Consider the following 11864-nt stretch of genomic DNA (forward strand, 5'->3'; position numbering starts at 1 on the left):
AGCGTATAAAACTACCAAGACAAATGCGGGCAACCGTGCAGATGCGTAGAATAGGACATTTAAACAACTCAGTCCAATCTCACTCACAAGTGACATGGTTTGGATTAAAAGCACGCCTACCAGACGTCAGGGTATACAAAAACTGGACAACAATCGGCGTAACAATGCAATCAGGCGGTAAGATCGCGACACAATCAGAGAGCAGATTAAATGCTATCGTTACTAGAATATTGCCAGAGTTGCAAAGTGATGGATCGTGGTCTGAGCCTAAACCTACACGCGATATTGCTTCATTCGTTCGATATCTAGCGCACACAATTGGCTACAATGACAACGACATTGATATGACGGAATTGCTAAGACTGCACAATACTTACTGGAAACCAAGAGGCGAGCATTTCGATTATATCTTTGATGAAACTACCGTTAAGCAAGCGCTTGACTACGCATTTAATGCGGGTCTATCTGATTTCACGATCAGTAACGGGAAAATAAAGCCTGTTCGCGACGATATCAGGACGATAAGCGAACAATCATATTCAGCGCAAAACACGGTCGGAGAAATAACGCATACTTTCAGATCAAGACAACTAGATGACTTTGACGGCGTAGAAGTTGAATACGTAGATCCGGAAACTTTCGACAAGAAAGTTGTAGAGTGTATTTTGCCTGATTCTCAAGGTATTAAGCTCAGAAAGACAAGCCTGCGAGGCGTGACTGATCGTGACAGAGCTTATATTGCAGGTATGCGCCTAGCTAGCGAAGATCTCTACGTAAATCGAGAGTTTAGCTTTAAGACAGAGATGGACGCATTTAATAGTGAATACGGCTCATTTATTCGGGTTATTACAGAGTCGCCTAATATGATGCAGTCCTCTCAAATCTTGAACGCCGAGAAAGATCACGTTGTATTAAGTGAAGATATTCCCGTTGATTTTGACGTATTTGCGTGGCGCGATGCGCAGGGAAGATACAATGGTGAGCATGATATAATCAGGGTTGACGGAAATAAGGTTTATGTTGATTTAGGAAGCAAAAAGCCGATTGTGAGCTTAGGGATGGAATTACCTCACGCTTACATCGGTAAAAAAGAACGATTCACTTACAAATGCTTAGTTGATGAAATAACCCCAAATGGCGTAGATTCAGCAACAGTTAAAGCTTCAATTTATGATGGGCGTGTTTACGCTTATGACAATAAGGAATAATTATGGTTTGCGAAAAAGGTAGATTTAATACAGGTAATGACATATGCAGCAATGACTTGCGAGATCTTAATGATAACTCGATTATCGTTGATGGGTACGTTAATAGCGAAGAGCTTGCAGTAAAAGACAGGTTCGGCGTACCTCGTAAAACGCTTGCGGGGATTCAGAAAGATGCTGATGATATGAATAGAGAGATTCAAGAGCGCGCAGATAAACAACACGGCGAGATTCAAGAGAGGGCTGATAATACAATCAGTGAGTTCGAGGGCGAGATTGATGCGATAATTAAGGAGGCTGGTGGCGTTGAGGTTGTTAGTGAATTTGGGGATTCTGTCGAGAAGGTTGTTAGTCAATCCAAGATTAGTAAGCATCTAGGGGAAGATTCAGAGGGCAATGCTTTATTGCGAGATGGAGATAGAGAATATACGTTTCCTCGCTACGGTGATGGTGGGAAGATTATGGTTGACAAGAACTTAGGGTATGTAACTCCTGAAATGTTCGGGGCAGTCGGCGATGGTATTACCAATGATACTTTAGCGGTTCAGAAAGCATTAGATAGCTTGAGAAACTTAGGAGGCGGGGTTTTATCTGGGGTTAATGGCAAAACATATGTTGTGCGTAATACCGCAGTTCCTTCTAACATTGTTGTAAGAGATATGATAATAAACCAGCTCGTAGAGTCAGAGCCTTTAAGCCAATGGCAACTTATTAAACATATCTTCAGTATTGTAGATGTTAAAAATGTCACTTTCAGTAATTTAACAATTGACGGTAAGAGAGGGGAGCAGAACTTAGATAATGCGGGAACGCAGGATGGGGGTTGTGTTGCTTTTGATATCGGAAAAGGTGCGAGAGATATAAAATTCTTAAACTGTACAGTGACGAATATGGCTACAGATGCTCTACAGATTTACGGATATACTTCTGCAACTGAACCATCAGACGGACCTTATGACATTCTCGTTTCAGGGTGTAATTTTAGCCTGTCTAGACGAAATAACATAAGCGTCATAAGCGTGGACGGTTTACACATAGAGAATACCAGACTTGATAAATCAGGATTAGAGGTAGAAGGTACTCAAAGTGGTAAGCAACCCATCAAATCAGATACTGGAAGGCTCTGGGCTGCTCCTTCAATAGACTTTGAACCTGAGAAACGATGTAGTATATCTAACGTTACAACGGAAAACTGCTCTATTGAGGGGTCTCGATCAGGTATATTGATCTACGGTGGAGTTACTCAAACAGATATAAGTATCACGAACCTAAGTTTTAAAAATACAACAGTTAAAAATACTGTTACTGGGGATTCTTTTAAATTAGAAGGTTACAAACACCCCATTAAAAACATATACGTGCAAAACCTGCACGGATATGGTATGAGCAATGTTAATATCAGTGCGGGCGAGTTTGTATCTATTGACAATATCCTAAACTACTCTGATAGTGGGGACCCTTTCTACAACTCATTTTCTACTGTTAGCGGTCAAACTTCAAAGCTAGTTATAGGGGTAGTGAAAGACCTGATATTTAAAAATGTGAGAGTTGGTAATTACGGGCTAAGTGCATGGGAGTTTGCAAGGACTCCCAGTGATATTCCTAACTTACTATTTGATTCATCTTGTTTCGTTTCAACTACGCAATCCGGTAATATAGGCGACTTACTGGTATTCTCTAACCAACAAACACCTCAATTAACTCCAAGTATATTTGGAGTATCTAGAAAACATGATCTACCTTTGTTTAAAAATGAGTACGGGAGTATTATTTATCAACCTGTATTTAAAAACAACGCAGGTGGTAAACCTGAAGGGGATACAGGATCTTATGGATGGCATCATGCACGTAGTGGCAGGAAAGTTACAGGTGTAGGTGGTGGTAAGTGGAATACCGATAAGTTATCTGTTACTAATGTTGTGGAATCAGATTTAGGTTTATCTATAGCTGCAAAGCATGCGGATGGTAGGGTGTATAAGGGGACTGTGACGGGGGTAGATGTGGTAAACAACTCATGGACTATCTCACCTGATTTATCTTTTGGATCTATAGCCGAGGGAGCAGATGTGTTTTATATTGAATATAAAGAGATGTACCCATTATTTAAGCAAGGAGTTATTGAGAAGCTACAAACTAACGCCACTTCTAGTGAGATTGTAGCTAAGATAAATCAGATCATAGATGCTTTAAAGCTGTCTAACACTACACTTTAAAGAATAAACCTATGACAAATAAATCCGATCTGCTCGCCTACTCGCTCTCAACAGCCCTCGCCGCAGGTATGGCAGTCGACGGAAGCGCCATTCTTGGCGCTTTCTTCGGCGCTGTACTGTACGTGACGATCGCAAGTGACTCATCCATGAAACAACGTATTGTCTTCATGGGTGCGTCATTTGTCGCGGGTTATCTCGGCTCTCCGGTTCTTGAAACTATCCCCTCAGGATTTGTGGCTTTTATAATTAGTGCAGGTATCGTAGGAGTTGTGCTATTATTTCATAAAGTATTGAATCGAATCGATATTGCACAAGTCATTGAAGTCTTGAAGGAGGTATCAAAATGGAAACAGTAATTTTCTCATTCTCCATTTTGACGATTGTCAGTTTAATAACATTTAAAACGTCAAAGAATCAGCGCAAAAAGTACGTGTTTAACGGCATAGCGTATCTGCTCGTCATCATGTATGCGTTACAGATTTACGCGCTGAATCATTCCACAATTTTCAATTTAATAGCTACGCTTATCATTTCTATACCGATCCTCAGTTGTCACGGTAATGTGAGTGAAGCGTGGGAAGAGGTGAAACATGTTGTCAAAAAATTTCAAACGCGCTGAATTTGCATGCAAATGCGGTTGTGGCTTTGACTCAATCGACGAACAGATAGTTGAAGTCGCTCAAGATATTAGAGATCATTTCGACAGTCCCGCCGCTATCAACTCAGCGTGTCGTTGTGAAGCTCACAATAAACGGGTCGGTGGTGCGAAAGGATCGAAACATCTTGAAGGCATTGCGATCGACATTCGTGTCAAAGATGTCACGCCGCGGGAAGTGTACGACTACATTAACGGCAAGTATCCTAAGACTTTCGGAATCGGACTGTATAAAACATTTGTCCATGTCGACACTCGCAGTAAGCGTGCGAGGTGGTGAGTATGCGAACGATGATCTACTCGGCAATATTGGTCATTCTTGGCGCTTGTATCGGTTCTGGTCACGTACAGTCGAAATGGGATAAAGAGAAACTCACACAGCAATCAATGCTCATAAAACAGCAAGATCGAATCAAACAGCTCGAACGTGAACACACGATCCGAGAGAGTCAAATCATTGTGACATTCAACGAAGCGAAAAAAGAATATGAGAACACTATCAGTAATATCAATAGCGATCATTCTGACAGCTTGCACGAGCATGAAGAGCGAGCCAATTATTATCGACAAGAATATCAACAGTGCAGCGACAAGCGTATTATCGAGCGAGCAGTATTACTCGACAGATACTTACAAGAAGGTACAACGCTGGTTAGAGAGCTCGAACAGATTATTATATTCAAAGAGCAACTAATCATGTCGTTAGATGCTGTTATTGATAATGATAGATTGTTGATTAATGCAGAATAGAGAAAGGGATCAACTACGATCCCTTTTTTGTTACTCTCTACAAATATACATGTAATCTATAACTTCAACATCTTTCTCTGATCTATCCATTGCTATAAATCTTTCTATTCTTGCAATGTCATCATCATTCTTTATGCATCTATCAAGATTTAATCTAACTGTAAAATTCTCTCCGTTAGCCCAGCACTCAAAGATGTACTGATATCTCTTCTTTTTAAACCAGCTAAACACTTAATCACTCCAAATAACATGTGCGGTAGGAGGGTTGTCTGACCCCTCTACATATATTTCCCCAGTCGCGCCACAGTCTTGGCACTTAGCCATGTCCCCCTCATAGCAAATCTTTAAGCTGTCATCATTATGATCCGTTGTAATCTCTATCGGTGATTTGCCGTTGCATTTATCGCAAAATAACCAATCTATATGTTTAATCATTTTTAATCTCCTTATTCGTTTTGCATGTATTCTAGGGCTTTGTCGATCTCATTCGTAGTGACCATAAAGAAATTTTTATCAGAGCTATTGAAATTGATCATTCTATTTTTCTCGTTAAATTTCTGAACCCATATGTAATTAGTTAGATTGTTATAAGCGAACGAATAAAATACATCGCCTACACTCTTTTCAATACACAACTCTAAGATCTCGTTTAGTTTACTCTGCATCTCTATGCTCCTTTTCGTGAACCCAGTTTATTAAATTCTCTGCACCTTCATTGCAAAGACTTGACACATCCATGTCCTCTACATCATTCGCTACAATCTTATAAACTACAATAGAATCTCCTTGCGGGATTATATCTAAATTATAGTAATTATTTGCCTTGATATCAGATAGCGATATACATAATTCGATTAACTCATTTAGCTTTTCCATCTCTCTTCTCCCTTAATTTCAGCTCTAACAACATCAATATGCTCGTTGCTTCATGCGCTAAGTGCATCATTCCGCTTTCATCGTCTAACTCATCAATTGCCAATCTATGTCTGTCTGCTGCGTTCCTATATCGATCAATGCCGTTAGGTACTTTCAACCAGTTTCCTTCACTGTATTTCTCAGCTCCGAATTGCAAGACTTTAAGGATCTCATTAATAGCTAGAGGCATATCATCAAGTAGTAGCGTTGGTTTTAGTTTTCCTTGATCTAGCTTTGTGCCTTTTGGTAGATCCCTGCGAGGATGGGATAAGTCAATATCCGGCAAAATATCCCCATCCTTTAAATACTCCACCTTATCTACAGCGCCAAATATTTGCCCGCTTCTAGTTAAATGGACTTTTCCATTTACATCTGTCAAAAAATTATCTTCTAACACGTAGTCTATTTTCGGCGCTCCTTCAAAAGAATATCTGCTATCGTCCATAAATCCAAGCTCAGGGTTTTTGGCAATATCTCCGTCAAATGTCGGGACGCCTGTGGGTTTATCTTCTACTACCACCTCAAAAAACCTCTTATTAACAGACGCTTTATATCCCCTGTCATTACGTATCGAATAAAATCCATCATCGCCATAAAATTCCTTCAGAACTTCATACGTTTTTCCTACCGTAAAGTTCCTTTCAATACTCTCGTTGTTAACGCATATTACTCTCATATATATTTCTCCGCATATGCTTTTGCATTTGAATAAACTCTGTCTAAATCTTTCGCATCAATCTCAAATTCGATCTTTGCGCCGTCTGCTCTGATAATTACTTGAGCTGTATTTGCTATCTTTGTAACTTGCACAACTCTCGCTTTTTTGATGTATCCGCGATTGTATATCTTCTCGATAGCTTTGTTGTTTACGTATCGCTCATTTTCTTTGATGAACTGAATAGACGCTCTACTCAGTTCTAAGTCGATATGTTTTGTTTGCATATCAGTCCTTAATAAAGTTACCATCTTCATTTATTTTGCCCGTGCGGTCTTTGATTTCGTTGTATGCTAGTTGTAGGCAGTCTTGGAGCGATGGTGTCTTATGGAACTCATTATTTATACCAATAGCAACGCAATATAGAGCATCTAGGCATCTGTCATAATGGTAGTCTTTAACAGCATCCTCTTTACAGTTGTGAATTAAAAACAAAACTTCCCCTACTAAATGTCGCAAAGTATTCAGCCCGTCTAGTTTTGCAAATGCATTACCGTAAATATGAGAATCCTTAGGTAAAGAGTATTCTACTGATTTCTTCATAGCATAGTCAAAAATGTCATCATCATTACTCGCACCGACAATCAACGTCACTAAAATATCGCCAATAGCATCATTGATCTCTTCAATATTCCCATCTGCATAAGCATCTAGCAATTCAGCCGTTTCTTTGAGCGTATACTTCGCCTGAGCTAAATGCCCCACCTTGTGCAGACCTTTGTTGACTCCCCATTGTTTTACTTGTTCTACTAGTTTTTTCATCTTTAAATCTCCTCTTTATTCCGCTGTTAACATATCTATAAGATTCTCAATATAGAACTTCGTAGTATTGTACTTACTTCTACTTCCATCTTTGTTTAATACTGTGCACTCGTAAACAACTCCGTTGTAGTCGCATAGTGTTATATCATCAATGATTAAATCTCTATCGTTGAATGTATAGCAAACTATATTATTCACATTTTTAGAGGGGTTAATAATCTCTCCCACCCTGTAAAATGCTTCGCTGCAATCATTAAGATCTCTTGCTTCTTGTAATTGCTTATTAAGACCTTCAATTTCACCTTTAAGATATTTAATTTTCGCCTTTCTACTTGCAATAGACATGCCCATCTCTAAATTTCCTTTCTCATCTTCTTAACTTTTAACTCAATCGCATCTAAATCTAAAACTGGATGTTCTTTAAATTGCAACTCGACAATCTTGCCGTTTACTACGTTGAATCCGTTTAATAGCTGTCCGAGCAATTCATCAATAAACTTCTGACCTTCTTTTGTTTTCTTGAACATTGCCAGGTGCTTTTTATTCATCTTCCTCACCCTCAATCAACTCAATCAGTAATATTATCGCACTATCAAACGCATACAGCTCGTTACTCAACCCTTGCTCAATAATAGGATTCTCGTTGATCTTTTTATAGAGCTGATCCCGCTCTCTTTTTAATAGCACTACTGCTTCCGTGTACTTGATCATTTGTTGCGCTCCTTTATCATTGCGTCTGCTAAGCTGTACGCCCACGCTGAAACCGTCTCATCATCCCCATTTACATACCCTGTGCCTGACATAGGGCTTTTTTGGACGACTCCCTCAGAGTTTGACAGTAGGCCATTCAAAGCAACCTTTGCAAACTCATCTCTAAGTAGCTGCGCTTCGATCTGGTCTATCGACTCTTTAACGTGCCATGTATTTCCATCTACACCATACATAATCGAACCAGAAGCATCATAATGAGGAATAATACTACTTACTCTGCGAGACAAAATGATCACTGCAACACCCTCATCAAAATCTGTAACCTTAATAAACTTGCTCATTACTTAACCTCACAATTAGTCGCTTGACCGTTAACAAAATAAAATACACCTTCATCAAAATCAGTTATCAGACTTCCATCTATTTTACGATATCCATCCGACATCTCGCACCACAGGGATTTATCGCCACGTCTAATCTCATCAACTATATCGCCATTGATATTGATAAAAGCGCCAATCAATAACAGTGCAATGCCAGCAAATATCGCTCCAACTAATACCATTACTGGCAAATCTTGCTTCTCTCTACTTGTCATCTTGCTTCTCCATGTCTTGCTCTAACAAATCCCTAACGTGACCGCTAAAATCCGGTAAGCTGTTTACATATGCCAATAGCTTCGCATGTTCTTCTTTTAAAAAAGAGACAGCTTTTAACTGCCTTTTTTTGTTGTATTTTTTATCCTTACTCATAATTCCTCTAAATAGCAACAATATCGAAATCTACACCTCTTGGGACAGTCACGCTTGTACTCCAGTTGACAAGCTTAACAATAACTAGTTCCCCATTTACCATTGTTACCCATGCTTCTTTGCCTTCAATCTTCTCAACCAACAAACCAGTCTTTAAATCTTTAATACCCAACATAATTCGCTACTCCTTGTCTTCCGGTTAACTACTGTATGAATAGAATATTATCGTATAACGATATAAGAAGCAACACTTATTTAAAATAAATCTAAAGATTCTTGCTTTAACTCACTCAACTCTTTGATTATCTTAGCTTCTTTCTCGCAAGATAAAACACCAGAAAAGAAGAAAAATCGCTCAACTACTCCATTGTCGTAAATATACGAGAAGCGATCACGGCTAACATACGTGATAAAAAGCGCTCCGGCTTCGTGCGCATCGTATAGCTTACCTAAGAGTGCATTGTATTCGTCTTTTTCTTCTTCGCTCGGTATCATTGTTTTATCTCTTTAAAATGAAGGCGTAAGTTAATACGCCTATCGTTATCAGTTATTAATACTAGAACGGCACAGTTGAGTCAAAATCATCGAATCCGCCCGATGGTTGACTATTTCCTTGCGGCGCTCCGTTGTTATTTTGCGGCTTGAATCCTCCTTGATTGTTAGATGATCCTTGACCACCACCGAGCATTTTCATCTCTCTAGCAATAACATCCGTGCTATATCGCTCAATGCCGTTTTTATCAGTGTATTTCGTTGTTTTAAGCTTACCATCAACATATACGAGTGATCCTTTTTTAAGATACTGTCCGGCAATCTCTGCTAATCTCCCAAAAAACGTAATCCTGAACCACTCAGTTTCGCTCTGCTCTGCGCCTTGCTTGTCTTTCCATTTTTCAGTAGACGCTACTGAAATATTAGTGATAGCAGCTCCGCTAGCCGTATATCTAACTTCTGGATCGTTTCCTAAATGTCCAATAACTTGTACTTTGTTCAACATTATTTATTCCTTATCTGAATTTTATTAAAATTATTTAATTTATGTTGTTGCTCGGACTTAGACCTCTACATCGTCGCCCATTTCAACATTCAATACATACTGCTTGCCGTTGCTCTTATCTGTGATCTTAATATACTCATTCTCATCTTCTGGATCATATTTAATGATCTCCTTTTCAACCAAATCAAGATCGTGCAGCTTTTGCGTTTCAGTATCCTCCCACTCTGCAAATTCAATGATATTGTCACTTGTTGGAGTTCCAGTGAAAAGATCCATCAAGATCAACGATCTTTTATTTAAAAACTTTAATACTTCACTCATTGTATATTTCTCTCTTTCTTTAATTGAATGTAAAAATCTTCTGCATATTGAACTTTCTCTTTTACTTCTTCGATCAGCTCAGGGTTAAAATTAATAACCTGAACTGTCCTGCGCTGCTCGATTGGTATTTGATTGACTAGCGTTATCAGCTTGCCCTCATCGTCAAAGGGTCGCATAGCTTCCTCAGGCGTTGGAAGTAGCCAATAATGAACCTCTGCTTGATTTACTTCCCATAGCCACATGTAAGCCCATAATTGCCAATCGTACCCAGACTTCTTTGTCTTCTCTTCTGCTTCTCGTTTAAAAAAGCAGTGAGTACCGATATCCCATGAGTTTTTAATATCTATCACTTTACTGCCGGTAAATATATCGCACTCACCCGTGATAAATCCGTTATCTTTCCTTTCTTGGTTCTTTTCGTAACTAACTCCGTCAAGTATGGAAGATTGGAATATCGCCTCATCTTCCATTAAGTGACCTTTCTTCGTGTACTGATTCCCCTCAAACGAACTGAATCCGTATTGATCCTCTTTAAAGCACTCGATGATATAGCTCTTTGCCGTTTCAGATAACACCTCACTTTTTAAGCGAGGCTTGCCCATTATTTTACTAAGTGATGAAGCTCTAACTTTCAGCATCTATAACCTCCACATTACCAGCGATCTCTTTTAGTCGAGCGTATTCCTTAGATCCCAAGATCTGCTTATCTTTCGTGCTCAATGCGTTAAAAGCATTAGTTAAAGCTTCAATTCCATTTTCAGCGTGAGATTCTAGCGATAGAACAATATCAGCTCGCTTATCGTCCATTTCATCGCTTACAGATTGCTTATCACTCATACCCTGATATTCATCTTCCATCATTGCGTTGACGTTAAATGCCATTCTGATAGCCTGTGCAGTCGCTCTATGCTTTAACATTCTGACTGGGAATTGTTTCCAAGTAGGCGAGTTTCTTCTATTCTCAGCCATAAACTCAATTGTTTCAGTGTGAAATGCAAAGTCTTTGCGAGCAACGATACATTTTACCGCTACGACTCCACCCTTGTCATCCATAATTAACTCGTGAGTAATGCCGTTAAAGTTAGGGTTTGAGTGCGCTATTTTAAGCCAGCCGTCAATACCGACAATCGGGGTAATGCCTCCGCCACTTGGAAATGCGTAAATCTCTTTAGTTAGAGGATTTAGCTTGTACTGATTAGCTAACACAACAAACGCACTCATTTGAGCATGTGAAGGATCTTTACCACCAAAACACTGAGCCTTCATAATTGAATACATTTCTTCAAAGCCAACGTGTAAACCTAGATGTTTAGACAGCTCTTCCGTATTTGCTCTAATAATTCCAACTTCTTTACTCATTTTAACTACTCCTTAATTCCAAATAATGCTTTTGATGCTCTAATTGCTTCTTCTTTTGTTGCGTAAGCAAACCTAACACCCTGATCGACAATAGCTTGTCCCTTTCTTTGCTTGTAGAGAAATTCACTATTATCAACGCAGTAATAAACAACATCTCCGAGCATTTCCGAACCACCCAAAGGCTTCGGAATCTCTACGCCGTTGATTGTGATTGTTTGAGGTTTGACTCGATATTCATATCCAAAATCAAGATCCCCATCCTCATCCATCCAATTGCCGAGTGCCGACTTATATTGTATGCCTTCATACACATAAACCCCGTTGATAATATTCTCTCTCACTTTATCCGCAATGATCTCTCTCACTTCTTTACTTGTTTTCATACTTTTCTCCTTACTATCCAATATAAATAACCCGTGCTGATTCTTCTTTCTTTCTCAGCTCTTCGTATCTCTTAAAAGCTTCTTCATGACTCTTATATACACTGTCAATTATTTGATACTCCTTTC

Annotated in this window: 22 protein-coding genes; 5 read left to right on the forward strand and 17 right to left on the reverse strand. The window is 39.2% G+C overall.

Annotation, left to right across the window (positions count from 1 at the left end):
• From Q1W15_RS24265 to Q1W15_RS24285, 5 genes are all read left to right on the forward strand, one after another.
• Window positions 1-1208: host specificity factor TipJ family phage tail protein (locus Q1W15_RS24265; protein ID WP_300733773.1), on the forward strand; the 1208-nt coding region annotated here is incomplete at its 5' end.
• Between the two features lie 2 nt (window positions 1209-1210).
• Complete coding sequence (locus Q1W15_RS24270) at window positions 1211-3418, forward strand: hypothetical protein (RefSeq protein WP_300733775.1); 2208 nt, start codon at window positions 1211-1213, stop codon at window positions 3416-3418.
• A gap of 11 nt (window positions 3419-3429) precedes the next feature.
• Window positions 3430-3774 carry a putative holin gene (locus tag Q1W15_RS24275; RefSeq protein WP_300733776.1) on the forward strand — a complete coding sequence of 115 codons (345 nt, stop codon included), beginning with the start codon at window positions 3430-3432 and terminating at the stop codon, window positions 3772-3774.
• 234 nt (window positions 3775-4008) lie between these two features.
• The gene (locus tag Q1W15_RS24280; RefSeq protein ID WP_300733777.1) at window positions 4009-4353 is read left to right on the forward strand and encodes a D-Ala-D-Ala carboxypeptidase family metallohydrolase; all 345 of its coding nucleotides are present in this window, start codon (window positions 4009-4011) and stop codon (window positions 4351-4353) included.
• 2 nt (window positions 4354-4355) lie between these two features.
• Window positions 4356-4823 (forward strand): hypothetical protein, encoded by a 468-nt coding sequence (locus tag Q1W15_RS24285; protein WP_300733780.1) that lies wholly within the window; start codon window positions 4356-4358, stop codon window positions 4821-4823.
• 654 nt (window positions 4824-5477) lie between these two features.
• On the opposite strand, the gene Q1W15_RS24290 is transcribed toward Q1W15_RS24285, so the two are convergent.
• The 17 genes from Q1W15_RS24290 to Q1W15_RS24370 form a co-directional block, all read right to left on the reverse strand.
• Window positions 5478-5699 (reverse strand): hypothetical protein, encoded by a 222-nt coding sequence (locus tag Q1W15_RS24290; protein WP_300733782.1) that lies wholly within the window; start codon window positions 5697-5699, stop codon window positions 5478-5480.
• Window positions 5683-6414, reverse strand: coding sequence for a dATP/dGTP diphosphohydrolase domain-containing protein (locus Q1W15_RS24295; RefSeq protein WP_300733784.1), 732 nt, complete (start codon window positions 6412-6414; stop codon window positions 5683-5685). Before Q1W15_RS24295 ends, Q1W15_RS24290 begins: the two co-directional genes overlap by 17 nt.
• Window positions 6411-6680, reverse strand: coding sequence for a hypothetical protein (locus Q1W15_RS24300; RefSeq protein ID WP_300733786.1), 270 nt, complete (start codon window positions 6678-6680; stop codon window positions 6411-6413). The genes Q1W15_RS24295 and Q1W15_RS24300 overlap by 4 nt, the downstream gene beginning before the upstream one ends.
• A gap of 1 nt (window position 6681) precedes the next feature.
• Window positions 6682-7215: a hypothetical protein gene (locus Q1W15_RS24305; RefSeq protein WP_300733789.1), complete on the reverse strand. Its 534-nt coding sequence runs from the start codon at window positions 7213-7215 to the stop codon at window positions 6682-6684.
• A gap of 15 nt (window positions 7216-7230) precedes the next feature.
• Window positions 7231-7566, reverse strand: coding sequence for a hypothetical protein (locus tag Q1W15_RS24310; protein ID WP_300733791.1), 336 nt, complete (start codon window positions 7564-7566; stop codon window positions 7231-7233).
• A 2-nt stretch (window positions 7567-7568) separates the two neighbouring features.
• On the reverse strand, window positions 7569-7763 hold the full coding sequence (locus Q1W15_RS24315) for a hypothetical protein (RefSeq protein ID WP_300733793.1): 195 nt from the start codon (window positions 7761-7763) through the stop codon (window positions 7569-7571).
• Window positions 7756-7926 carry a hypothetical protein gene (locus Q1W15_RS24320; protein ID WP_300733795.1) on the reverse strand — a complete coding sequence of 57 codons (171 nt, stop codon included), beginning with the start codon at window positions 7924-7926 and terminating at the stop codon, window positions 7756-7758. The genes Q1W15_RS24315 and Q1W15_RS24320 overlap by 8 nt, the downstream gene beginning before the upstream one ends.
• The gene (locus Q1W15_RS24325) at window positions 7923-8267 is read right to left on the reverse strand and encodes a hypothetical protein (RefSeq protein ID WP_300733797.1); all 345 of its coding nucleotides are present in this window, start codon (window positions 8265-8267) and stop codon (window positions 7923-7925) included. The genes Q1W15_RS24320 and Q1W15_RS24325 overlap by 4 nt, the downstream gene beginning before the upstream one ends.
• Window positions 8267-8524 (reverse strand): hypothetical protein, encoded by a 258-nt coding sequence (locus Q1W15_RS24330; RefSeq protein ID WP_300733799.1) that lies wholly within the window; start codon window positions 8522-8524, stop codon window positions 8267-8269. Before Q1W15_RS24330 ends, Q1W15_RS24325 begins: the two co-directional genes overlap by 1 nt.
• Window positions 8514-8678: a hypothetical protein gene (locus Q1W15_RS24335; protein ID WP_300733801.1), complete on the reverse strand. Its 165-nt coding sequence runs from the start codon at window positions 8676-8678 to the stop codon at window positions 8514-8516. Before Q1W15_RS24335 ends, Q1W15_RS24330 begins: the two co-directional genes overlap by 11 nt.
• A 7-nt stretch (window positions 8679-8685) precedes the next feature.
• Entirely contained in the window at window positions 8686-8853 is a 168-nt protein-coding gene (locus tag Q1W15_RS24340; protein ID WP_300733803.1) for a hypothetical protein, read from the reverse strand.
• Window positions 8854-8933: 80 nt separating this feature from the next.
• On the reverse strand, window positions 8934-9173 hold the full coding sequence (locus Q1W15_RS24345; protein ID WP_300733805.1) for a hypothetical protein: 240 nt from the start codon (window positions 9171-9173) through the stop codon (window positions 8934-8936).
• 61 nt (window positions 9174-9234) lie between these two features.
• A complete protein-coding gene (locus Q1W15_RS24350; protein WP_300733807.1) occupies window positions 9235-9675 on the reverse strand; it encodes a single-stranded DNA-binding protein in 441 nt (146 codons plus the stop codon).
• Window positions 9676-9732: 57 nt separating this feature from the next.
• Entirely contained in the window at window positions 9733-9996 is a 264-nt protein-coding gene (locus tag Q1W15_RS24355) for a hypothetical protein (RefSeq protein ID WP_300733809.1), read from the reverse strand.
• On the reverse strand, window positions 9993-10634 hold the full coding sequence (locus Q1W15_RS24360; protein ID WP_300733811.1) for a hypothetical protein: 642 nt from the start codon (window positions 10632-10634) through the stop codon (window positions 9993-9995). Before Q1W15_RS24360 ends, Q1W15_RS24355 begins: the two co-directional genes overlap by 4 nt.
• Window positions 10621-11355, reverse strand: a complete 735-nt coding sequence (locus tag Q1W15_RS24365; RefSeq protein ID WP_300733815.1) for a recombinase RecT — start codon at window positions 11353-11355, stop codon at window positions 10621-10623. The genes Q1W15_RS24360 and Q1W15_RS24365 overlap by 14 nt, the downstream gene beginning before the upstream one ends.
• A gap of 5 nt (window positions 11356-11360) precedes the next feature.
• Window positions 11361-11738: a hypothetical protein gene (locus Q1W15_RS24370; protein ID WP_300733817.1), complete on the reverse strand. Its 378-nt coding sequence runs from the start codon at window positions 11736-11738 to the stop codon at window positions 11361-11363.
• Between the last annotated feature and the right edge of the window lie 126 nt (window positions 11739-11864).

It is taken from the genome of Pseudomonas sp. (genome assembly GCF_030150285.1).
Taxonomy (GTDB): domain Bacteria; phylum Pseudomonadota; class Gammaproteobacteria; order Pseudomonadales; family Pseudomonadaceae; genus Aquipseudomonas.